The following is a 22,799-nucleotide window of genomic DNA, read 5'->3' on the forward strand; positions in this document are numbered from 1 at the left end:
ACTTCCCGCGCATTGCAACGGAATGCATGAACTAGTGCGCGTTAGAAGCAGCAGATAATATTTTTTCAATGGTCAGTCAAACAAGACGTCTGACTGTTCATAGGGTGTCGGACAAGCGACAACTCGCTTGCGATGCTCACACCTTAAACTTTTTTGCCAAGCCGGATTTATATCAAGGAAGAAAACCAATGAAGACTTTACTCGCCCTACCCTTTGCCGCGCTGATAATTGCGAGCGAACAAGTCTCTGCTGCATGTGTTTACATTCAGAATACCTATAGCGGAATCCTGCCTGCCGACTCGGAAATTATCGTTCAGGGCCCCTTCACCATCACTGGCGCAAACGGATGCCAAAAAGCAAATATCACCTCTACTATTACGGCCTTAGGGGTTGGTACTCCCCCAAGCCAATTCATTGACAGACTGGATGGTTCAACCTGGACTGAGGTCGATGGAGGAAATAGAAGTAATGTGTCGACTCTTGGTGAACTGGGCAGCTACAGGGTTCGCCTGAAAAATGACCAAAACGTAGCCAGAGGGTATTCCGGCACTACACGTTATGGCCGCTAAATAGGTGGTCTGCCGGTGCACGCGGAACTCATCATCGTGCACCGGTCTAATCAGGCCTCAATGTTGACGGCTAGGTGATTCTGAGTGGTGTTTGCAAAAAAAGACAGTGCACCCAGTACATGATTTACGCGTACCAAGGCACGCGTTATCTCATGAAACATCGACGCAGATTCCGACCTGCCAATTGCCTGCCTTTCTTCCAGTCGCTGATTGAACATCGCAATCGCATTAAATTTCACGTCTGTCTCAGCTTTATGGCCAAACTCATCAAACGCCATATTGCCCAAAGAAAGGAAATCGTACATAAAAATATCGATCAAGCCATCGTGATAGAGCGTCTGCCCAATCTTCGTCAGCTCATTTGTACTGACAGATGTAAAATCGTAGCCCCGCAACGAATCTTTCAACTCACCCAATGAAGATTCGTCAAACAATTTCAGCACAACAACAGCATCTTCGGCATTCTTCTTTGTATAGCTATTGGTGGTCTCAAGAGGGTTCTTGACGACGTAGGCATCTGCTTTCATCGACAACGCCGGAAAATTAACATTCATCAAACATCTCCTTAGCTTTTTTATTCTCAAGTTAGATATCGCCATTAAACTTTAAAGCTTGAGAACTTTACTCACTGAACGCTCCGCGAAGATGTTGCGAATCAATTCAAAACAAAATCTGAACATCGCCGCTTAAGCCGGCGACGTATGAACCAACAACCGCATGTTCAGCCGCAACCCGGCCCCGGTGTTTTGCGCCCAAAGCTGTCCACCCTGACGCTGCACCGCATTGCGGGCGATGCTCAAGCCCAGACCGAATCCGCCATCCCCCGGCCTTGAACCGTCGAGACGGGTAAACGGCAGGAAGATCCGCTCAAGATCAGCTTCCGCCACACCGCCGCCCTGGTCCTCCAGCCACAGATGCCAATATTGTCCCTCGCGCCGTCCGCCAAGGTGGACCACTGCGCGCTCGGGCGAATGGCGAATCGCGTTACGCAGAATGTTTTCCAATGCCTGGGCCAGGGTGTTGAGGTGTCCTCGAACCCAGCAGGATGCATCCACCGTGCATTGCAACTGAGTGTCGGGCCAGCCACTTTCATAGCAAGCATTTTCCGTGAGCATTTCCCACAGGGCCTGGACCTGGATCGCTTCGTCGGGCAATCGGGTGCGCTCGGTGTCCAGCCATGCCAGTTGCAGCGTGTCTTCCACCAGGCGCTGCATGCCATCGACTTCGCGGCCGATGCGTTCGCGCAATTGCTCCAGGCCCTGCTCGCTTTCACTGGCCACCCGCAGGCGGCTCAAGGGTGTGCGCAATTCATGGGAAAGGTCGCGCAGCAACTGTTGCTGCAAGGCCACGGTGCTTTGCAGGCGTTCCGACATGTGATCGAACGCCCGGCCCAATTCACCCAACTCATCCGATCGATTGGTGGTCCGGGTCGACAGCCGTACGTTCAGTTGATCGGCACGCCAGGCATTGGCCTGCGCGCGCAAATGATTGAGCGGCACCACCAGCAAGCGGTACAGGCCGACGCACAGCAGCAAGGTGAACAGGCCCGGAATCACGCCGTTGGTGATGACCCGCCAGAACACCCGGTAATGCCCGGGTACGAAGCGCTTGGGCAACTCGATCACCAGGCTGCCGGTGGAGGGATCACCGGGAAACGGTATCCGCATCCACGGCCGGCCCTTCTTATGGATCGGCCAATCGAGGCCGCGCAGGAACGTCAGGTGCTGAATTTCCATGTCCGTCAGCGCCTGGCTGCTCAACGACTGCAAATCACCGCCGATCACCCCGATCCAACTGTCTTCGTGCTGCCGGATACCCTGTAACCAATCATCAACGCCAGTGCTCTGCCGCTGTTGCCAGGCCTGCTCGGCTTCGGCGGCGTAGCGCGTCAGGGTGCCGCGGGCCTCATCGGAGAGGAACTGGTTGCGCTGCTCCATGTAGCGGCCCCAGGACCAACTCAACCAGATCATCAGCAAACAGAAAGCGACCAATAAAAAAGCCAGTTTCCAGAACAGCGAATGCCTGCCCGGCAGTTTACATTTCATCGGCGGCGCTCAGGATGTAACCCTTGCCCCATACCGTGCGCACTTCGCGCTCGGTGTAGCCAATGGCCTTGAGCTTGCGGCGGATCTGGCTGATGTGCATGTCCAGGCTGCGATCATGGGCCGCGTATCCGCGCTGCAACACCTGTTGATAAAGGAAGGCTTTGCTCAACACTTCGTCGGCGCTGCGATGCAGCGTTTCCAGCAACCGATACTCGCTGCGGGTCAGGCCGCCGGCCTGTTCGCCATAAAAGACCTCGAAGCTTTCATCGTCGAAGCGCAGGCTGTCCATCGAAGGGACAGGCACTGTCGGTATCGGCCGGCGGTCGAGTGCCACCCGCCGCAGAATGGCTTCGATGCGCACCCGCAACTCCACCATGCTGAAGGGCTTTGGCAAGTAATCGTCGGCGCCCAGGCGAAAGCCGCTGATGCGGTCGGCCTCGGCACCGAGGGCTGACATCAGCAACACCGGGGTGGAATGGCTCTGGCGCAATTGGGTCAGTACCGCCAGACCGTCCATGCCCGGCAGCAGAATATCCATCAGCACCACGTCGAAAGATTGCCGGCGGGCAATCTCCAGGCCTTCCTGGCCGTTCTGGCACCAGGTCACATGGAAGCCGCTGCGGTCCAGGTGCTCATGTACGTAGGCACCCAGCACAAGGTCGTCTTCGATGGACAGGATTCGGGGGAGGCCAGCAGTGATGGGAGTCATGGCTATCTGCAAACAATTCTCAGTTGAATGATTATTCAAGATTGCCTCGTCCGGGGCAACCCACAGCTTGGCTGTACCGCCAATGAGCCACCCGGGCCGACGAATGACATCGCCATTTTTACGAAGATTGCCCGCGAGCAAATCGCTACACTGCGCAAGGGGTGCCAGGCGGATGCATGTGCCGGTCTATAAATAGCGGGATGCAGGAGAGATGCGTGCTCAAGAAACTGGGAATAAAAGGCCGCGTGCTGTTGCTGACCCTGTTGCCAACCAGCCTGATGGCGTTGGTGCTGGGGGGTTATTTTACCTGGATGCAACAGGCTGACCTGCAAACCCAACTCATGCAGCGCGGCGAAATGATCGCCGAACAGTTGGCTCCACTGGCGGCGCCAGCCATGGGCCATCAGGACAACGAACTGCTCGAACGCATCGCCACCCAGGCCCTGGAACAAACCGACGTACGGGCCGTGACCTTCCTGTCCCCCGACCGCACGCTGCTGGCCCACGCCGGCCCGACCATGCTCAACCAGACGCCCTCCGGCAGTGGCACGCAGATGCTGCGCCGCAGCGGCAGTGATGCGACCCGCTATCTGCTGCCGGTATTCGGCAAGCACCGCAATCTCGCCGGCGACGTGATTCCCGAAGAAGCCGACCGCCTGCTGGGCTGGGTCGAACTTGAACTGTCCCATAACGGCATGCTGTTGCGCGGTTACCGCAGCCTGTTCGCCAGCCTGATGTTGATCGCAGGGGGACTGATCGGTGCGGCACTGCTGGCCCTGCGCATGGGGCGCACGATCAATCGGCCGCTGAGCCAGATCAAGCAGGCCGTGGCTCAACTCAAGGACGGTCATCTGGAAACCCGTTTGCCGCCCCTCGGCAGTCAGGAGTTGGACGAGCTGGCCTCCGGCATCAACCGCATGGCCGGCACCCTGCAAAATGCCCAGGAAGAATTGCAGCACAGCATCGACCAGGCCACCGAGGACGTGCGCCAGAACCTGGAAACCATCGAAATCCAGAACATCGAGCTGGACCTGGCGCGCAAGGAAGCTCTGGAAGCGAGCCGGATCAAATCCGAATTCCTGGCCAACATGAGTCATGAAATCCGCACACCGCTCAACGGCATTCTCGGTTTCACTCACTTGTTGCAAAAAAGCGAGCTCACCCCGCGCCAGCTCGACTATCTGGGCACCATCGAAAAATCCGCCGACAGCCTGCTGGGCATCATCAACGAGATTCTCGACTTCTCGAAAATCGAGGCCGGCAAGCTGGTGCTCGACCATATTCCGTTCAACCTGCGTGACCTGCTGCAAGACACCCTGACCATCCTCGCCCCCGCCGCCCACGCCAAGCAGCTGGAACTGGTGAGCCTGGTGTACCGGGACACACCGCTGTCACTGGTGGGCGACCCGCTACGGCTCAAGCAGATCCTGACGAACCTGGTGAGCAACGCAATCAAGTTCACTCGCGAAGGCACCATCGTCGCCCGCGCCATGCTCGAAGAAGAACACGAAGACACGGTGCAGTTGCGCATCAGCATTCAGGACACCGGCATCGGGCTGTCGAACCAGGACGTGCGCGCCCTGTTCCAGGCCTTCAGCCAGGCCGACAACTCGCTGTCGCGGCAACCCGGCGGCACTGGCCTGGGCCTGGTGATTTCCAAACGCCTGATCGAACAGATGGGCGGTGAAATCGGCGTCGACAGTACGCCGGGAGAAGGGTCGGAATTCTGGATCAGCCTGAGCCTGCCGAAAACCCGCGACGATGCCGAAGACCTGCCCGCCGCGCCGCTTCTCGGGCGCCGGGTGGCGGTGCTGGAAAACCACGAGCTGGCACGGCAGGCGTTGCAGCATCAACTGGAAGACTGCGGCCTGAGCACCACGCCGTTCAATACCCTGGAAAGCCTGACCAATGGCGTCACCGCCGCCCACCAGACCGATCAGGCGATCGACCTCGCCGTGCTCGGCATCACCAGCAACGACATGCCGCCGGAACGCCTCAACCAGCACATCTGGGACCTCGAGCATCTTGGCTGCAAAGTGCTGGTGCTGTGCCCGACCACGGAACAGACGCTGTTCCATCTTTCCGTGCCCAACCCCCACAGCCAGCTCCAGGCGAAACCGGCCTGCACCCGCAAACTGCGGCGCTCCCTGTCTGATCTGGTCAGCCCGCGCCCGATGCGCAGCGAGCCGGGCGAGCCGGTGTCCAGCCGCGCCCCGAAAGTGCTATGCGTCGACGACAATCCGGCCAACCTGATGCTGGTGCAGACCCTGCTCGAAGACATGGGCGCCAAGGTGCTCGCGGTGGAAAGCGGTTATGCCGCCGTCAAGGCGGTGCAGAACGAGACATTCGATCTGGTGTTGATGGACGTGCAGATGCCTGGCATGGACGGCCGCCAGAGCACCGAGGCGATCCGCCAGTGGGAAAGCGAACGACATAGCACGCCGTTGCCGATCGTGGCCCTCACCGCCCACGCCATGGCCAACGAAAAACGCGCGCTACTGCAAAGCGGCATGGACGACTACCTGACCAAACCGATCAGCGAACGGCAATTGGCCCAGGTGGTGCTGAAGTGGAGCGGCCTGGCGCTGCGCAATCACAGCCCCGAGCGCTCCGGCGAAGGGCACGCGGGTGCCCATGACCTATTGGTACTCGACCACGAGGAAGGATTGCGCCTGGCCGCCGGCAAGGCTGATCTGGCGGCGGACATGCTGGCGATGCTGCTCGCGTCCCTGGAAGCAGACCGCGAAGCCATTCGCCTCGCTCAGCAAAGCAACGACCACAACGCCCTGATCGAACGGGTCCATCGCCTGCATGGCGCGACGCGTTACTGCGGCGTACCGCAATTGCGGGCGGCCTGCCAACGCAGCGAAACCCTGCTCAAGCAACAAGATCCGAAAGCCAGCGTGGCACTGGACGAGCTCGACCGGGCGATCAATCGCCTGGCAGCCCACGCGCGCATGAACGCTTGATGCAGCGCAATCGTGCAAATCAAACATCAGCGCAAACTCTGTAGGAGCCGGCTTGCCGGCGATGACGGCCTCAAAATCCATGTAGCCCTTGAGGCCGCCATCGCTGGCAAGCCAGCTCCGACAGAAATGGGACAAAGAGGAAATCATGCGTACGATTCTTTTCAGCAGCCAGAACTACGACCGCGACAGTTTTCTCGCGGCCGAACAACCGGCCGGCATCGAACTGCAATTTCAACCCGCGCGCCTGAGCCTCGACACAGTGGCGCTCGCCCAGGGGTATGAAGCGGTCTGCGCGTTCATCAATGATGACCTCGGCGCGGCGGTACTCGAACGCCTGGCCGCCGGTGGCACACGCCTGATCGCCCTGCGTTCGGCCGGTTACAACCACGTCGACTTGCCAACGGCAAAGCGCCTGGGGCTGGCCATCGTGCGCGTCCCGGCCTATTCGCCCCACGCCGTGGCCGAACATGCAGTAGCGCTGATCCTCGCCCTGAATCGGCGCTTGCCCCGAGCCTATAACCGCACACGCGAAGGGGATTTCAGACTGCAAGGGCTGACCGGTTTCGACCTGGTAGGCAAGACCGTCGGCGTGGTCGGCACCGGGCAGATCGGCGCCACCTTTGCCAAGATCATGAACGGTTTTGGCTGCCGGTTGCTGGCCTACGACCCCTCCCCCAACCCGCAGGTCGAAGCCCTCGGCGCGCGCTACCTGAGCCTGCCGCAGCTGCTGGCCGAATCGCAGATCATCAGCCTGCATTGCCCCCTCAACGAACAGAGCAAGCACTTGATCAACCGCCAATCACTGGCGCATATGCAACCGGGCGCGATGCTGATCAATACCGGGCGTGGCGGCCTGGTGGACACCCCGGCGCTGATCGACGCCCTGAAAGACGGTCGCCTGGGTTACCTGGGGCTGGATGTGTATGAGGAAGAGGCGCAGTTGTTCTTCGAGGACCGTTCCGACCTGCCGCTGCAAGACGATGTGCTGGCACGGTTGCTGACCTTTCCTAACGTGATCGTCACCGCGCACCAGGCCTTCCTGACCCGCGAAGCGTTGGACGCGATTGCCACCATCACATTGCGCAACATTTCCGCCTGGGCGGCAGGCACCCCGGAAAACCTGGTGACGGGAGACTGAAACGGATCGAAGGTCATCTGCCTGCGCGATGCGGCGTGCAAGCCCGTGCTAGCATATCGCGCATATTTGGAGGACCCATGGTCGAACATGATTTCCGCTACAGCCTGATGAACCCGCAACACACCCTCACCGAATGCCGCGCCCTGGTGCCGGGGCGTTATCAGGTCACCGGCAACGGTGGCTCGATTCGCAACAACGACGTGCTGGTCGTGACCCTCAAGGGTGCCAAGGACTTGTCCATGCGCCTGACCGTCGAAACGGTTCGCCACCTGATCAACCCGCCCGGCCAATGGGTCGCGGTGGCCAGTGGCCCGGTGTTCGGTGAACTGGCGATCCACACCTGGCAAGTGAACTGCGACAGCTGCGCCAAAGAGCTGAGCTTCGAGTTCGCCGTCGACGCCAAGCTGGGCAACAAGGCCGAAAAGCCTGCCGCCACCGCGCGGATTGCCGAGCTGGGCTGGACCACCGTTGGCGAGAAACACCTGTGCCCGAAATGCCAGGAGCCTGCGTGATGAAACGCCTTGCCCTGACTGGAATGGTCGGTGCCAGCCTGATGGGCTGCGCCGCCGATCCGGTGCAACTTGAACACAATCGCAGCTACATACTGGAATGGATCGGCGAGCGGCCATTGATGGATTACAGCCACCTGACCATCACCCTCGGCGAAGATGGCCGGGCCTATGGCAATGGCGGCTGCAACCACTGGTTCGCACCGTATACCCTGGATGGCGACAAACTGACCTTCGGCAAAGTCGGCAGCACCCGCAAACTGTGCGCGCCGGCGCTGATGGAACAGGAAAAACGTTTCCTTCAGGCCCTGGAAAACGTCCAGCGCTGGGACGTATCCCCGATCGAGCAGATCCGCTTCTGGCCAGCCGAAGGCAAGCCGCTGCGCTGGTGGCTTGAAGAGGGTTGATCCCCTCTGCTTCATGTGAATGACTGTGGTGAGGGGGCTTGTGTGGCGAGGGGGCTTGCCCCCGTTGGGCTGCGAAGCAGCCCTAAATCCAGTCACCGCGATTGATCAGGTTAACCGCGTATACCGGCATTGCGACTGCTGCGCAGCCGAACGGGGGCAAGCCCCCTCGCCACAAAAAGCCCCTGGCCACGTGAATGATCAGTTTTTCGCCTGCAACGCCTCAAGCTTCGCCATCACCCCCGCCGCCGTCTGTTCACCCATCAACTGCTCACGCACCTTGCCCTTGTTATCGATGATGTAGGTCACCGGCAACGCCTCGCTGCGCGGCAGCTCGAACAGTTCGGAAGGGTCCTGGGCCAGTACGGTGAACTTTATCCCCAGTTTCTCGCTCGCGCCCTTCAGCTCTTGCCCCTGGACGTTGTCGAAGTTGACCCCGAACACACCGATTTTCTTGTCCTTGAGCTGCTCCGCCAGGGCATTCAGCTCCGGAATTTCGGTGCGGCAAGGCCCACACCACTCCGCCCAATAGTTGAGCACCAGCCATTTGCCGTCCAGGCGGTCAGCGGCGATTTTATGACCGTCCTGGTCGATGCCATAGTCATTCCCGCAGCCCCCCAGCATCAACGTTCCGATGATCGCCAATGCTGCTGCCAGTCGCCTTGTCATGTCGTGTTCCTTGTCAAAAATTGAATGCGCCTGCGACCCATCGCCTCTCACGGTTCTGGATTGCGCGCTGCACAGTTAGAATAGCCGCCACCTTACGCAAGATGCGACCCGCTCATGACCGATCTGACGCTTTATCACAACCCGCGCTGCTCGAAATCCCGCGGTGCGCTCGAACTGCTTGAAGCCCGTGGCCTGACGCCGACCGTGGTCCGCTACCTGGAAACCCCGCTGGACGCCGCGCAGATCCAGAGCCTGCTGGGCAAACTCGGAATCAGCGCCCGGCAATTGCTGCGCACCGGCGAGGACGAGTACAAGACCCTTGACCTGGCTGACAGCAGCCTGAGCGAAGCGCAATTGATCGCCGCCATTGCCGCCCACCCGAAACTGATGGAACGCCCGATTCTCGAAGTCGGCGACAAGGCCATCATCGGCCGTCCACCGGAACAGATCCTGGAACTGTTGCCATGAGTGCACCGTACATTCTGGTTCTGTACTACAGCCGCAGCGGCTCGACCAACGAAATGGCCCGGCAGATCGCCCGTGGTGTCGAACAGGCCGGGCTTGAAGCGCGCCTGCGCACGGTGCCGGCGATTTCCACCGAATGCGAAGCCGTGTCCCCGGAAATTCCCGACGAAGGCGCGCTGTATGCCAGCCTCGACGACCTGAAGAACTGCGCCGGCCTGGCACTCGGCAGCCCGACCCGCTTCGGCAACATGGCGGCCCCCCTGAAGTATTTCCTCGATGGCACCAGCAACCTGTGGCTGACCGGCGCCCTGGTGGGCAAGCCGGCGGGTGTGTTCACCTCTACGGCGAGCCTGCACGGCGGCCAGGAGACCACCCTGCTGTCGATGATGCTGCCGTTGCTGCACCACGGCATGTTGATCACCGGCCTGCCGTACAGCGAATCGGCACTGCTGGAAACCCAGGGCGGCGGCACGCCATACGGCGCCAGCCATCACGCCGGTGCCGACGGCAAAAGCGGCCTGGATACCCATGAAGTGGCACTGTGCCGCGCCCTGGGCATGCGCCTGGCGAAGACTGCACAGAAACTGGAGAGCTGAGGTGGCGAAAAAGCCAAAGATTCTGCCTGCCCGCGAATGGCTCGAACCACGCGTCAAGGCGATGCGCGCCATCAGCCTGCTGTGCTTTCTCGGTCTGGTGGGACTGTTGTGTGTTTACTACCTGGCGATTGCCGATCTGCATGGGGCACGCCCCTGGGTGATCCTGCTGATCGAGTTGGTGCCACTGCTGATACTGGCGCCAGGCATGATCGTCGGCAGCCCGCGCGGGCACTCGTGGATGTGCTTTGTGGTGAACCTGTATTTCATCAAGGGCGCATTGGCGGCCTATGACCCGAACCGGCAGATCTTCGGTTTGCTGGAGATGGGCGCGAGCCTGGCAGTGTTCTGCTCGGCGCTGTTGTATGTACGCTGGCGGTATCAGTTGAACCGCAAGCTGGCGGGTGAAGGCGAAATCTCTGTTGCCTGATCCGACGCCTTCGCGAGCAAGCCCGCTCCCACATTTGATCGCATTTCAAATGTGGGAGCGGGCTTGCTCGCGAAGGGAGCGACCCGGTCTTAATGGTTCACGGTGTAAGCCAGCATCATCGAAATCTGGCTCATCGGCCGGCCGCCACTTTCCTCATGCCACTGATTGAACACGTCCTGCACCAACGCCAGGTCGCGCAGACTGCTCGGCACCTTGTCGATGACGTCCTGCGCATTCAGCGCCGCCACCACGTCATAGCTCGGCACAAAGGTATCCTTGCCGATCATCCGCAGGAAGCGCGGGGCGGACAGCCCGCCCAACTGATGACCGCGTTTTTTCAGGAAGGTCCAGAGGCCGACGATATCGGTCACCGGCCAGTCGGCGATCAATGCGCCGAAGCTACCCTTTTCATGGGCCACGTCCAATATGAACTGCGCATTGCGCGGCACACTCTTGAGCTTGCCCAGGTGGCGGATGATTCGCGTGTCCTGCATCAGCCGCTCAAGATGTTCGGCGCTCATCAGCACGACTTTCTCCGGATCGAACTTGAAGAACACTTCTTCGAAGGCCGGCCACTTGGCATCCACCAGGCTGTGCTTGAGCCCGGCGCGAAATACCCGTAGCGCCATCGTCGAGAGGTAGCGATCGTCGCTGATCTTGCGCAGTTGCGCGGGAGTCTTGGGAACGGGCAGATGGGCTTCCAGTTCAGCCGCCGAACCGAAGCGGTTCAGACAGTACTCGTTAAGCCACTTGTAATCGCGCATGCCCTCTCCTGAGGAATAAAACGATATTCAAATGTGGGAGCGGGCTGTGGCGAGGGGGCTTGCCCCCGTTTGAGTGCGTAGCACTCACAAAATCTTTGGCTCTTCAGAGATTTGGGGCCGCTTCGCAGCCCAACGGGGGCAAGCCCCCTCGCCACAGGTCTGCTCCCACCGTTGTGGTTAGAGATTGACCACATTGACGAAGCGCGATGCGGCGCTTTCGTCAATCTTGAGGCTGGTGAAGTCAAACAAATTGCGGTCCGCCAGTTGCGACGGGATCACGTTCTGCAGGCTGCGGAAAATGCTCTCGGTACGACCCGGGGTCTTGCGCTCCCAGTCCCGCAGCATGTCCTTGACCACCTGACGCTGCAGGTTCTCCTGGGAACCACAGAGGTTGCACGGGATGATCGGGAATTGCTTGAGGTCCGAATAGGCCTGGATGTCTTTTTCGTTGCAGTAGGCCAACGGGCGGATCACCACGTTGCGCCCGTCATCGGCGCGCAGTTTTGGCGGCATGGCCTTGAGCGAACCGTTGAAGAACATGTTCAGGAAGAACGTCTCGACGATGTCGTCGCGGTGATGACCGAGGGCCATCTTGGTCGCGCCAATTTCATCGGCGAAGGTGTAGAGCGTGCCGCGACGCAGGCGCGAGCACAGCGAGCACGTAGTCTTGCCTTCCGGAATCAGTTCCTTGACCACCGAGTAAGTGTCTTTCTCGACGATGTGGTACTCGATGCCCAGTTCCTTGAGGTAGGCCGGCAGCACGTGCTCCGGAAAGCCCGGCTGCTTCTGGTCCATGTTCACGGCCACGATCTCGAACTTGATCGGCGCGACCTTCTGCAAGTGCATCAGCACATCGAGCATGGTGTAGCTGTCTTTGCCACCGGACAGGCAGACCATGACCTTGTCGCCGTCTTCAATCATATTGAAATCGGCAACCGCCTCACCGGCCTGTCGGCGAAGGCGCTTTTGCAGTTTGTTCTGGTTGACCGTGAGAGTGCCCATGACGCGGAATCCGTGAGGTGTGACGAAAGGCGGGCATTTTACGCAAATTCTTTGCACTTGTGGCGAGCCACAGAAAGCTTCCCCATCATCAATTCCCCTACAGACCCGACGGCGATTAACAGTGGTGTTTACAGCGCGATTTGCTCTAAAGCCCCTACTCCCTCTGGGGAAACTCCTCCCTATACTGCGACATAAGGTCGCATACAAATTTCAGACCTGTGACTTGCTTGGCCGCATTGGCCCGTAGGCGCTCCACTGGGGGGCGACGGTAAAGACAAGAGGAGTGACTGGCATGATCCATCACGTAGTGGGGCTCTTCACCCACCCTGACCAAGAATGGAAAGAAATCCGTGGCGACCAGGAGGAAAGCATCAGCCACATGTACCTGACTCATACCCTGATCCTGGCGGCGATCCCCGCAGTGTCGGCCTTCATTGGCACCACGCAGGTCGGCTGGGTCATCGGCAATCGGCCTCCCGTGATGCTGACCGTAGAAAGCGCGATATGGATGACGGTCATGTCGTATCTGGCGATGCTCGGGGGTGTCGCGGTCATGGGCGCATTCATCCACTGGATGGCCCGCACTTATGACGCCAACCCAAGCCTCGCCCGCTGCATTGCGTTTGCAACCTACACCGCTACACCGCTGTTCATCGGTGGCCTCGCCGCCTTGTACCCGCACTTGTGGCTGGGGATGATCATCGGCACCGCCGCCATCTGCTACACGGTGTACTTGCTGTACGTGGGTTTACCGACGTTCATGAACATTCCATCTGACGAGGGCTTCCTGTTTTCAAGCTCGGTTCTCGCCGTAGGCCTGGTGGTGCTGGTCGCCATCATGGCATTCACTGTGATTGTCTGGGGACTCGGCGTGGGGCCGGTCTATACCAGCTAGACGCACAACACTGAAAATCAGAACTGCCGACAAGGGCCGCCGCAAGGCGGCCTTTTCATTCTTCAGCAACGAGACGGCACACGACCATTCGGCAACTTGGCGATTCGCAAGGTCCGAGGGTTACGGCATACTCGAGCGCTCTGGAGATCCATCAAGCATGCCCGAGCAACTCAATACCCGCGTCGAAGACTGTTTCCAATTAGCTGAATCCTTTTTCAAACGACCTTTCAAGCGCCCCGTGGTGAGCCTCAAGCTGCGTGGGCAAAAAGCCGGTGTCGCGCATTTGCACGAGAACCTGCTGCGCTTCAACCCGCAGCTGTACCGGGAAAACACCGAAGATTTCCTCAAGCAGACCGTGGCCCATGAGGTCGCGCACCTGATCGCCCACCAACTGTTCGGCGACCGCATCCAGCCCCATGGCGAAGAGTGGCAATTGATCATGCGCGGGGTGTACGAACTGCCGCCCAACCGCTGCCACACCTATGACGTCAAACGCCGCAGCGTGACCCGCTACATCTACAAGTGCCCGTGCGTCGACAGCGACTTTCCGTTCTCGGCCCAGCGCCATAGCCTGGTTCGACAGGGTCGGCGGTACTTGTGCCGGCGGTGTCGCCATACCCTGGTGTTCAGTGGGGAGATGCGGGTCGAGTAGCGGGATGTGTGGTGGCCATATCGGCCCCTTCGCGAGCAAGCCCGCTCCCACAGGGGATCTGTGGCGTGACACAAAACCAGTGTGGGAGCGGGCTTGCCCGCGAAGAGGCCGGAGCAGACGCTAGAGAATTACCTTGGCGAAGCGCAATTGAGCAATCCGCTCAGCACTGAACCCCAACTCCCCCAACACCTGATCCGTATGCTGCCCCAACGCCGCACCGATATGCTTCGGCTCAGGCAAGCCATCGGAAAACTTCAGCGGGCATGCCATCTGCGCCTGGCTCGAACCATCACCACGAGGCACATCGGCCACCAACTCCCGCGCCTGCAACTGCGGATGACTTAGCGCTTCTCCCAGACTCAACACCGGCTCGACACAAGCGTCCAGTTCGGCGAACAACGCGCGCAACTCGGCAAAGTCGTGCTTTTCGAATTCGACCTTCAGCGCATCTTTAAGCTGCTTCTGGTGCACCGGTTGCGGTGACAGGCCGAGGCCGGCCAATTCCTCTAACCCCAATGCCGTGCACAACTGTTTCATGAAGGCCGGCTCCAGGCTACCCACCGACAGCCAGCGCCCATCCCGGGAACGGTAGTAATCGTAGAAGCTGCCGCCATTGAGCGCCTGGTTTTCCGGCCCCGGCTCGATACCGCAGGCCAGATACCCGGCACCCGCCATCGCGTTCAGGCTGAACGCGCAGTCGGTCATGCTGACATCCAGGTGCTGGCCCTGACCGGTCTGCTGCCGGGCAATGACCGCCGCCAGCAAGCCAATCACTCCGTGCAGCGAGCCACCGGCGACATCCGCTACCTGCATGCCCAACGGCAGCGGCCCACTGTCGGCCCGGCCGGTGTAACTCGCCAGCCCGGACAAGGCCAGGTAGTTGATGTCATGGCCAGCGCGGTCCTTGTAGGGACCGGTCTGGCCGTAGCCGGTGATCGACACATAAATCAATTTTGGATTGATTGCCTTCAGGGCTTCGTAACCCAGGCCCAGACGCTCCATGACACCCGGGCGGAACTGCTCGAGCACGATGTCATAGTCCTCCAGCAACGACCTGATCACCTCCAGCGCTTCAGGCTGTTTGAGGTCCAGGGCGAGGCTGCGCTTGTTGCGGTTGAGGTAGGCATGGCTGGCTGACACACCTTGATCGTGGGGCGGCAACACGCGCAGCAGATCCATGCGCGTCGGTGATTCGATACGCAGCACTTCGGCGCCCATGTCCGCCAGCAACAACGAGGCGAACGGCCCCGGCAGCAATGTCGAGAAATCCAGAACCTTGAGTGATGCCAGTGGACCGAGCATGAATGTTCTCCCTTAACGATGCACCCAGCCTAGGCAGCCATTGGCATTGCAGCAATCACCTTATGTGCCATGCGCAGTGACCGTTGTGCTCAAACAGCAGGCATGAAAAAACCCGCCTAAGCGGGTTTTTCATTACAACAAGGCTTACTTGGCGCTCGTCGGGGTTGCCCCTTCGACGTGGCCCAGAACATCACCCTTAGGCTCGTCGGCAATGCCGCGACCGCCCGAGGCCAACTCAGCTTGCAGCACATCGGTGTCCAGTTCCTTGACCCACTTGGCCACAACGATGGTGGCCACGGCGTTACCGACCAGATTGGTCAAGGCACGGGCTTCGGACATGAAACGGTCGATACCGAGGATCAGCGCCAGGCCGGCAACCGGCAGGTGACCCACGGCGGACAGGGTGGCAGCCAGTACGATGAAACCGCTACCGGTCACGCCCGCAGCCCCCTTGGACGACAGCAGCAACACGACCAACAGGGTGATCTGGTGCGTGATGTCCATGTGCGTATCGGTGGCCTGGGCAATGAACACCGCGGCCATGGTCAGGTAGATCGCAGTACCGTCGAGGTTGAACGAGTAGCCGGTCGGGATCACCAGGCCCACGACAGATTTCTGCGCGCCCAGACGCTCCATCTTGATCAGCATGCGTGGCAGCACCGATTCCGAAGAAGAAGTACCGAGTACGATCAGCAGTTCTTCACGGATGTAGCGGATCATTTTCAGCACGCTGAAACCGTGCAGGCGGGCGATGGAGCCCAGCACGACCAGGATGAACAGCAGGCAAGTGATATAGAAGCAGGCCATCAGTTGACCCAGCTGCACCAGCGAGCCGACACCGTAGGCACCGATGGTGAACGCCATGGCGCCGAAGGCACCGATTGGCGCGAGCTTCATGATCATGTTGATGATGTTGAACATCACGTGGGCGAAGCGATCGATGAAGTCCAGCAACGGCTTGCCGTAGGCACCCAGGCGATGCAGGGCAAAACCGAAGATCACCGAGAACATCAGCACTTGCAGGATGTCACCGGTGGCGAAGGCACCGACGATGGTGGCCGGGATCACGTTCAGCAGGAAACCGACGACGCTTTGGTCAGCACCGGCCGCAACATAAGCGGCAACCTTGGAGGCATCGAGGGTGGCGACATCGATGTGCATGCCATTGCCCGGCTGCACGATGTTGACCACGACCAGGCCGACCAGCAGTGCGATGGTCGAAACGATCTCGAAGTACAGCAGCGCGTAGCCACCGGTCTTGCCGACCGATTTCATGTCCTGCATACCGGCGATACCGCTGACAACGGTACAGAAGATGATCGGGGCGATGATCATTTTGATCAGCTTGATGAACCCGTCACCCAGTGGCTTAACGGCCACGCCGAGCTGTGGGTAGAAGTGACCGAGCGCGATACCGATGACAATTGCAACGATCACCTGGAAATACAGGGATTTGTACAGTGGCTGACGAGTCGTCATTGCAAAGTTCCTCAAGGGTGCCCGGTGACAACATCCATCTGTTGCCCGCAACACCGCAATTGCGAACCCTCCTGCACTGGAGGGATTTGTTTTTTCGAGCTGCGCAACGGCAGGCATCTACTCGTTGTATCGCAAGGCCCGTGCCACCTTCGGTAAAATCCCTGCAAGCCTTTTGATATCAGGGGTCGCGGCAAATTCCCTGTCACCAGACGGTTACAAGCATGTGGCGGATTTCCGCCCTTCCATTAAAAGTCATCCTGCAATTTGGCGGATATCCGCCCTGTTCATGCCCGCAGTGCGCAGCTACCATCCGTCGCTCAACGGTCAGATCTGCTGCCATGCGCGAACGCACCATCGCCAGTCATTTCGCCCGCGCCGTTCTCGGGGGCGCGCGTCGACACGCCTACGACTATTCAGGACTGCTACAACAACTGGGGATCAGCCCCGAGTTGCTGGACGAGCCGCGGGCGCGCATCGCTCCTGAGCAATTCACCCAACTGATTCAGGCCTTATGGCTGGCACTGGACGACGAGTACCTGGGGTTCGGGCAAGCCCCGAGCAGGCCGGGCAGCTTCGCGATGATGTGCCATGCCGTGATTCACTGCCGCAGCCTGGATAAGGCACTCAATCGCGGCTTATTGTTTTATAGCCTATTCCCCGGGGCTCCGCGCCTGACCCTGAGCCGCGAAGATGAATGGGTTCGCCTGAGTCTCGACGACTCGCAGTTTTGGGACCCGGATCATTTCCTCAGCGAAAGCCTGCTGGTGATCTGGCACCGTTTCGGCAGTTGGCTGATCGGCCAGCGCATTCGCCTGGAACAGGCCACGTTCAGCTACCCGCGCCCTGAACACGGCGCCGAGTACGACCTGCTGTTTTCCTGTCCACTGGAGTTTTCCAGGGACCAGAGCAGCCTGCTGTTTCACAGCCGTTACCTGGCCATGCCGCTGCTGCAGGACGAACGCACCCTCAAGCATTTCCTCGAACGCTCCCCCGCCGACCTGCTCTCGCGCCCGGATGACGGCGACAGTTTGAGCAGCCGTTTGCGGCGCTTGCTCAGTCGCGACAGTTCACACTGGCCCGACCTGGAAGCCGTGGCCGCCCACCTGCACATCAGCCCACAGACCTTGCGCCGGCATTTGCGGGAAGAGGGTTCGAGTTTTCAGGAATTGAAGGACCAGTTGCGTCGGGACATCGCGATTTATCACCTGAGCCGTGCCGACCTGTCGTTGCAACAAATCGCCGAGCAGCTGGGGTTTTCCGAGCCGTCGGCGTTTCACCGGGCGTTCAAGAAGTGGACGGGGCTGACGCCAGGGGCTTATCGGGCGCAGGAAAACTGAGGTTCAAGGCTCAGTTACAGGGTGAATTCACTGGCCCCTTCGCGAGCAAGCTCGCTCCTACAGGTTTTTCGCAAGCCTTTGTGGGAACGGGCTTGCTCGCGAAGGGGCCAGCGAATGCACCATCAAACCTCAAGTCAAACCACCGGAAAATGAATCCGGAACGCCGCCCCGCCCATCGGTGAATCACCCAGGGTCAGTTGGGCGCTGTAGCTCTCGATGATGTCCTTGACCACCGCCAGGCCAATGCCCTGCCCCGGGTGCTGACGATCCAGACGCTCGCCGCGCTCGAGAATCCGTGCGCGCTGATCCTGCGGTACGCCGGGACCGTCGTCCTCGACACACAACTCGGTGCCACTGAGGGTTTCACGCACGCTGATGCGTATTTCACCGAGGCACAGGCGATAGGCGTTTTCCAGCAGGTTGCCCATCATCTCCAGCAGAGCGCCCTGCTCGATCGGTACGTAGCACGGGTCGGGCAGGTCGAACGCGACGTGCACGCGCTTGTCGCGATAGACCTTGTCCAGCGTGTCGCACAGGCTTTTCAGCACCGGATGCAAGCGCACCTGATGACGTACCAGACCGCTTTTGCGCAGGCTGGCGCGCTGCAACTGGTAGCTGATCTGCTGGCTCATGCGTTCGATCTGGGCTTGCAGTACCCAGGCCTGATCGCGATCTTCGGGACGCTGGGCCATGTCTTCACTGACGCCTTGCAACACCGCCAGCGGCGTTTTCAGGCTATGGGCCAGGTCATCGAGGGAATCACGATAGCGACTGCGCTGCTCACGCTCACTGTGCAGCAAACGGTTGAGGGAACCGGTCAGGCGCAGCAATTCCCGGGGATGTTCTTCACTGAGGCTTTCTCGTGTACCACCTTCAATCTCGTCCAGTTCCTGGCTCAAGCGCCGCAACGCCTGCAAGCCCCAGGTCAGACCGATCCACAGCAATGCCAACAGCACCAGCAATGCCGCGCCAAAACCCAGATAGAGATTTTCCCGCAGGCCTTCGAGGGTCAGTTCGTACTCGCGAACCGGCTGCAGGGCAACGATACTGAAGGCTGCACTTTTGCCGCCGAGCAACTTGACCTCGACGTCGTAGACGAAGAACTCCTCGCCATTGGCTTCGCGGATCCGCGCGAACTCGTTGCCTCGTCCGTCATAGCGCGGCTTGTAGTTGATGCGTTCTTCCTGGGTCGCCTTCGAACGCCAGACCAGATGCCCTTCACGGTCATAAATGTAACCGAGCAGTCGGCTGTCGGTGAGATTGAAGCGCTCGTCGGGCAATTGCGCCGGCATCTGCAGGCTGTTGTTCTCCACCCGGGCGGCGGAGATCAACGTGGTCACGTCCGATGCCAGACGCTGCTCGATGGAGTCCTGCAGCGCCAGGCTGAAGGCACCCTGCATCGCCGGCAGCAACGCCAGCATGAACAACACCGCCAACAGCGTGGCGGCGAGCATCAAGCGAATGCGCAGCGAACGGATCAAGTGCAACGCTCATTGAACAGGTAGCCCAGGCCGCGCACAGTGTCGATCGGCTTGAATCCGCCCGGCCCCTCCAGTTTACGGCGCAGACGGCCGACCAACACCTCGATCACATTCGGATCACGCTCGTCGTCATCGGGGTAGAGCTGTTCCATCAAGCGGTCCTTGGGCACCACTTGCTGATGGTGGCGCATCAAGTATTCGAGAATGCGGTATTCGTACGCGGTCAGCGCCAATGGCTGGTCATCGAGGGACGCCTGCTTGCGATTAAGATCCAACAGCAAGGGACCGGCAACGATGGTCGACTGGGTGAAACCACTGGAGCGACGCAGCAAGGCATTCAGGCGGGCATCCAGTTCTTCGAACTGGAACGGCTTGACCACGTAATCGTCGGCACCGGCGGCCAGGCCTTCGACCTTGTCCTGCCAGTTACCGCGCGCGGTGAGGATCAGGATCGGGAAGGTTTTGCCACTTGAACGCAACTGGCGGATCAGGTCGAGCCCGCTCATGCCCGGCAGACCGAGGTCGATTACCGCCAGGTCAAAGTTGAACTGGGCGGTCTGGTACAGCGCCTCCTCGGCGTTGGCCACGGACTCGACCACGTGGCCGCTCTCCGTCAGGCGGGTTTGCAGGTGATGACGCAGCAGCGCTTCATCTTCGACGACCAGCAGTTTCATATTGCTCTCCCGGGCAAATCAACATCTCCAGAGGCGCAACGTCGCACCTCAATAGCTAACATGGCAATGGTCACTGTAGGAGCGAGCTTGCTCCGGGCGGCGATCCGACGAAGACGGCGGCACAGTCAACATTGATGTTGCCTGACACACCACTTTCGCGACCAAGCTCGCTCCTACAGGTATCGCGTTGGCGCAAACGCTTGTCAGAAAGCGTAGTTGGCGGACAGGTAAGTCTGGGCGCTGCTGGTCAGGTCCAGCGAACCCTGCTTGCTGCCACCGCGCTCACTCATCTCGGTGCTGGCGTTAGTGCGCAGGTAACGGTAACCCAGTTCAACCGAGGTGTTCTGCGAAACCTGTTGCAGCACACCCACCTGGCCACCGATGGCGTAGCCGATATCACTGTCGCGGCTGAAGCCTGACGACTCCTGAGTCATTTTGGTCAGGCCGGCCGTGGCACCACCGAACAGCTTGGTGCTGCCGCCCACCGGGTAGAACAGATCGTAGCTGCCCAGGAGGTTTTCCTGACGCAGTTTAATGCCGTTGTGCGAGCCCGACACATTGTCGTAAGTGGCGTAGTAGCGGCCCTGGGTGTTTTGCTGGCCCAGACGAACACCCCAGGTGGTGTCCTTGCCGATCACGCCATCGGCGTTCGGGTGATTGAGGTTATCGTTCAGGGCGTGGGATTTTTTGACCTTGTCGCTGGTCTGTCCAAGAGTAAGGCTGGCGAAGTTGTCGTCGGACGCGAAGGCTGCGGTGCTTGCGCCCAGAACCGTGAATGCCAGTAGCAGTTTTTTGAATCCAGTCATTGGGGAGTTCCTCATGTGCCGTTTGTTTTTTGGGTACGGGGCAAGGTTACGTACCGCGCCCTGAACTCCCCCTGAACGCACTCTGAACCTGGGCTGAACCGCCCCCTCGCGAATGTTTCGACACGTTTCAACAGGAGATTCGACCATGCGCATGTTCTTCGCTGTCCTCCTAATGGCCTTGAGCGGGCTCGGCCAGGCCGCCATCCAGACTCGGGAAATCCCCTACCAAAGTGCCGATGGCACAAAAATGATTGGCTACTACGCCTACGACGACACCCTCAAGGGCCCGCGCCCCGGGGTGTTGGTAGTGCATGAGTTCTGGGGGTTGAACGACTACGCCAAGCGTCGCGCCCGGGATCTCGCCGGCTTGGGCTATAGCGCCCTGGCCATTGACATGTACGGCGACGGCAAAAATACCGAGCACCCCAAAGATGCCATGGCCTTCATGCAAGCCGTGGCAAAAGACAGTGCCGTGTCGAGCGCAAGGTTCCAGGCCGGGCTCGACCTGCTGAAAAAACAAGCGCAAACCGATCCGGACAGGATCGCCGCCATCGGCTACTGCTTCGGCGGTGGCGTGGTGCTCAATGCCGCGCGCCAGGGTGTGCCACTGGCGGGGGTGGTGAGTTTCCATGGCGCCTTGGCGACCAATACGCCAGCAACACCCGGCAGCGTGAAGGCGAAGATCCTCGTGGAACACGGGGCGCTGGACAGCATCGTCACCCCGGAAAACATCACCGCTTTCAAGAGTGAGATGGACAAGGCGGGGGCCGACTACACATTCGTCAGCCTCGACGGCGCCAAGCATGGTTTCACCAACCCGGATGCCGATCGGTTGAGCCATGGCGATCATGGCGGGCCGGACATCGGTTACAACAAGGCGGCGGATGAAAAATCCTGGGCGGACATGCAGGCGTTTTTCAAGAAGATCTTCAGCTGACACCACCCTCTGTGGCGAGGGGGCTTGCCCCCGTTCGGCTGCGAAGCAGTCGTAAATCCTGCAACCGCGCCCTGTCTGACACAACAATGCGACTGCAGGTTTTGGGGGTGGCTTTGCCACCCAGCGGGAGCAAGCTCCCTCGCCACAAAAGCCACGCTACTACTACCCAGTCCTGGCGCTTATCGGCAAAATGCCGACATGAATCCTGCCCCCGCCCTGCCCGTCTGCTGCACGCCCCTCGATGACCATTGGCCGCTGCCATTTGTGCTGCCCGATACGGTCCTGTTGAGCACTCACTTCGACAGCACCCGACTGACCAGCGATGACTTTCAGCGCAGTGCCATCGAGGTACCCGCGAGCATCCAGCGCTCAGTGGCCAAACGGCAGGCGGAGTTTCTCGCCGGGCGGGTGTGCGCCCGGGCCGCGTTACAGCGGCTCGAAGGCTTGAGCTTCATTCCGGCCATTGGTGAAGATCGGGCACCGGTCTGGCCTGCTCATATCGCCGGCTCGATCACCCACAGCACCGGCCGGGCGGCGGCCATCGTGGCGAACAAAAGCCATTGGCGCGGCCTGGGCATGGACCTGGAAAACCTGCTCAATGCCGATCGGGCCGAACGCCTGGCCAGCGAAATCCTCAACCCGCCGGAGCTACAGCGCATGGCGGCCGGTCCTCGCGAACAAATGGCGTTGCTGATCACCCTGACGTTCTCGGTCAAGGAAAGCCTGTTCAAGGCGCTCTATCCGATCGTTGAGAAACGCTTTTATTTCGAACACGCCGAAGTGCTGGAGTGGCGTGAGTCGGGCGAGGTGCGCTTGCGGCTGCTCACGGATTTGTCCAGCGAATGGCGTAACGGCACCGAACTGGATGCGCAGTTCGGGGTCAAGGATGGGCAATTGTTGAGCCTGGTCAGTATCAAGGCCTGAGGACGCCATCGCCGGCAAGCCGGCTCCTACAGGTCAGCGGTGTATT

24 protein-coding genes are annotated in these 22,799 nt (G+C 60.0%); 13 read left to right on the top strand and 11 right to left on the bottom strand.

The window, feature by feature from the left end; all coding sequences use genetic code 11:
• Positions 1-188: 188 nt before the first annotated feature.
• Complete coding sequence (locus QMK54_RS23910; protein WP_110657512.1) at positions 189-569, top strand: hypothetical protein; 381 nt, start codon at positions 189-191, stop codon at positions 567-569.
• Positions 570-619: 50 nt separating this feature from the next.
• On the opposite strand, the gene QMK54_RS23915 is transcribed toward QMK54_RS23910, so the two are convergent.
• The 3 genes from QMK54_RS23915 to QMK54_RS23925 form a co-directional block, all read right to left on the bottom strand.
• Complete coding sequence (locus tag QMK54_RS23915) at positions 620-1,123, bottom strand: hypothetical protein (protein ID WP_223594735.1); 504 nt, start codon at positions 1,121-1,123, stop codon at positions 620-622.
• Positions 1,124-1,255: 132 nt separating this feature from the next.
• A complete protein-coding gene (locus QMK54_RS23920) occupies positions 1,256-2,614 on the bottom strand; it encodes a sensor histidine kinase (RefSeq protein WP_223594734.1) in 1,359 nt (452 codons plus the stop codon).
• Entirely contained in the window at positions 2,604-3,323 is a 720-nt protein-coding gene (locus QMK54_RS23925) for a response regulator transcription factor (RefSeq protein WP_110657506.1), read from the bottom strand. Before QMK54_RS23925 ends, QMK54_RS23920 begins: the two co-directional genes overlap by 11 nt.
• 215 nt (positions 3,324-3,538) lie before the next feature.
• On the opposite strand from QMK54_RS23925, the gene QMK54_RS23930 reads away from it, so the two are divergent.
• The 4 genes from QMK54_RS23930 to QMK54_RS23945 all read left to right on the top strand — a co-directional run bounded on the left by QMK54_RS23930 (position 3,539) and on the right by QMK54_RS23945 (position 8,346).
• Positions 3,539-6,292 (top strand): response regulator, encoded by a 2,754-nt coding sequence (locus QMK54_RS23930; RefSeq protein ID WP_223594733.1) that lies wholly within the window; start codon positions 3,539-3,541, stop codon positions 6,290-6,292.
• Positions 6,293-6,437: 145 nt separating this feature from the next.
• On the top strand, positions 6,438-7,430 hold the full coding sequence (locus QMK54_RS23935; protein ID WP_110662485.1) for a 2-hydroxyacid dehydrogenase: 993 nt from the start codon (positions 6,438-6,440) through the stop codon (positions 7,428-7,430).
• A 77-nt stretch (positions 7,431-7,507) separates the two neighbouring features.
• On the top strand, positions 7,508-7,942 hold the full coding sequence (locus QMK54_RS23940) for a hypothetical protein (protein ID WP_007988765.1): 435 nt from the start codon (positions 7,508-7,510) through the stop codon (positions 7,940-7,942).
• Positions 7,942-8,346 carry an META domain-containing protein gene (locus QMK54_RS23945; protein WP_110662484.1) on the top strand — a complete coding sequence of 135 codons (405 nt, stop codon included), beginning with the start codon at positions 7,942-7,944 and terminating at the stop codon, positions 8,344-8,346. Before QMK54_RS23940 ends, QMK54_RS23945 begins: the two co-directional genes overlap by 1 nt.
• A gap of 198 nt (positions 8,347-8,544) precedes the next feature.
• Here QMK54_RS23945 and QMK54_RS23950 read toward each other — a convergent pair whose 3' ends face one another.
• Positions 8,545-9,012: a TlpA disulfide reductase family protein gene (locus tag QMK54_RS23950; protein WP_110662561.1), complete on the bottom strand. Its 468-nt coding sequence runs from the start codon at positions 9,010-9,012 to the stop codon at positions 8,545-8,547.
• A gap of 114 nt (positions 9,013-9,126) precedes the next feature.
• Here QMK54_RS23950 and arsC point away from each other — a divergent pair, with 114 nt between their 5' ends.
• Genes arsC through QMK54_RS23965 form a run of 3 tightly spaced genes read left to right on the top strand, consistent with a single transcriptional unit; the run spans position 9,127 to position 10,500 of the window.
• The gene (gene arsC / locus QMK54_RS23955; protein ID WP_150672588.1) at positions 9,127-9,480 is read left to right on the top strand and encodes an arsenate reductase (glutaredoxin); all 354 of its coding nucleotides are present in this window, start codon (positions 9,127-9,129) and stop codon (positions 9,478-9,480) included.
• On the top strand, positions 9,477-10,073 hold the full coding sequence (wrbA, locus tag QMK54_RS23960; RefSeq protein WP_008003645.1) for an NAD(P)H:quinone oxidoreductase: 597 nt from the start codon (positions 9,477-9,479) through the stop codon (positions 10,071-10,073). The genes arsC and wrbA overlap by 4 nt, the downstream gene beginning before the upstream one ends.
• Position 10,074: 1 nt before the next feature.
• Positions 10,075-10,500: a DUF2069 domain-containing protein gene (locus QMK54_RS23965; protein WP_110662563.1), complete on the top strand. Its 426-nt coding sequence runs from the start codon at positions 10,075-10,077 to the stop codon at positions 10,498-10,500.
• 89 nt (positions 10,501-10,589) lie between these two features.
• Here QMK54_RS23965 and QMK54_RS23970 read toward each other — a convergent pair whose 3' ends face one another.
• Positions 10,590-11,264 (bottom strand): DNA-3-methyladenine glycosylase I, encoded by a 675-nt coding sequence (locus QMK54_RS23970; RefSeq protein WP_110662564.1) that lies wholly within the window; start codon positions 11,262-11,264, stop codon positions 10,590-10,592.
• 177 nt (positions 11,265-11,441) lie between these two features.
• Positions 11,442-12,266, bottom strand: coding sequence for a tRNA 2-thiocytidine(32) synthetase TtcA (gene ttcA, locus QMK54_RS23975; RefSeq protein WP_110662643.1), 825 nt, complete (start codon positions 12,264-12,266; stop codon positions 11,442-11,444).
• Positions 12,267-12,558: 292 nt separating this feature from the next.
• Here ttcA and QMK54_RS23980 point away from each other — a divergent pair, with 292 nt between their 5' ends.
• Both QMK54_RS23980 and QMK54_RS23985 read left to right on the top strand, forming a co-directional pair.
• Entirely contained in the window at positions 12,559-13,161 is a 603-nt protein-coding gene (locus tag QMK54_RS23980; RefSeq protein WP_103397719.1) for a Yip1 family protein, read from the top strand.
• A 157-nt stretch (positions 13,162-13,318) separates the two neighbouring features.
• The gene (locus QMK54_RS23985) at positions 13,319-13,813 is read left to right on the top strand and encodes a SprT family zinc-dependent metalloprotease (RefSeq protein ID WP_110662642.1); all 495 of its coding nucleotides are present in this window, start codon (positions 13,319-13,321) and stop codon (positions 13,811-13,813) included.
• Between the two features lie 120 nt (positions 13,814-13,933).
• On the opposite strand, the gene QMK54_RS23990 is transcribed toward QMK54_RS23985, so the two are convergent.
• Both QMK54_RS23990 and QMK54_RS23995 read right to left on the bottom strand, forming a co-directional pair.
• Complete coding sequence (locus tag QMK54_RS23990; RefSeq protein WP_110660819.1) at positions 13,934-15,115, bottom strand: CaiB/BaiF CoA transferase family protein; 1,182 nt, start codon at positions 15,113-15,115, stop codon at positions 13,934-13,936.
• A 144-nt stretch (positions 15,116-15,259) separates the two neighbouring features.
• Positions 15,260-16,594: a dicarboxylate/amino acid:cation symporter gene (locus QMK54_RS23995; RefSeq protein ID WP_110660820.1), complete on the bottom strand. Its 1,335-nt coding sequence runs from the start codon at positions 16,592-16,594 to the stop codon at positions 15,260-15,262.
• Positions 16,595-16,932: 338 nt separating this feature from the next.
• Here QMK54_RS23995 and QMK54_RS24000 point away from each other — a divergent pair, with 338 nt between their 5' ends.
• Complete coding sequence (locus QMK54_RS24000) at positions 16,933-17,931, top strand: AraC family transcriptional regulator (RefSeq protein ID WP_223594723.1); 999 nt, start codon at positions 16,933-16,935, stop codon at positions 17,929-17,931.
• Between the two features lie 134 nt (positions 17,932-18,065).
• On the opposite strand, the gene QMK54_RS24005 is transcribed toward QMK54_RS24000, so the two are convergent.
• The 3 genes from QMK54_RS24005 to QMK54_RS24015 form a co-directional block, all read right to left on the bottom strand.
• Positions 18,066-19,412: an ATP-binding protein gene (locus QMK54_RS24005; protein WP_110660822.1), complete on the bottom strand. Its 1,347-nt coding sequence runs from the start codon at positions 19,410-19,412 to the stop codon at positions 18,066-18,068.
• On the bottom strand, positions 19,409-20,086 hold the full coding sequence (locus tag QMK54_RS24010; RefSeq protein WP_320401458.1) for a response regulator transcription factor: 678 nt from the start codon (positions 20,084-20,086) through the stop codon (positions 19,409-19,411). The genes QMK54_RS24005 and QMK54_RS24010 overlap by 4 nt, the downstream gene beginning before the upstream one ends.
• A 203-nt stretch (positions 20,087-20,289) precedes the next feature.
• Positions 20,290-20,892 (bottom strand): hypothetical protein, encoded by a 603-nt coding sequence (locus tag QMK54_RS24015; RefSeq protein ID WP_110660824.1) that lies wholly within the window; start codon positions 20,890-20,892, stop codon positions 20,290-20,292.
• Positions 20,893-21,037: 145 nt separating this feature from the next.
• Between QMK54_RS24015 and QMK54_RS24020 the strand changes: the two genes are divergently transcribed.
• Both QMK54_RS24020 and QMK54_RS24025 read left to right on the top strand, forming a co-directional pair.
• Positions 21,038-21,829, top strand: coding sequence for a dienelactone hydrolase family protein (locus QMK54_RS24020; protein ID WP_320401459.1), 792 nt, complete (start codon positions 21,038-21,040; stop codon positions 21,827-21,829).
• A gap of 198 nt (positions 21,830-22,027) precedes the next feature.
• Positions 22,028-22,753 (top strand): 4'-phosphopantetheinyl transferase family protein, encoded by a 726-nt coding sequence (locus tag QMK54_RS24025; RefSeq protein WP_320401460.1) that lies wholly within the window; start codon positions 22,028-22,030, stop codon positions 22,751-22,753.
• The last annotated feature ends 46 nt before the right edge of the window (positions 22,754-22,799 follow it).

The sequence above is a fragment of the Pseudomonas sp. P5_109 genome, from assembly GCF_034009455.1.
Lineage (GTDB): Bacteria > Pseudomonadota > Gammaproteobacteria > Pseudomonadales > Pseudomonadaceae > Aquipseudomonas.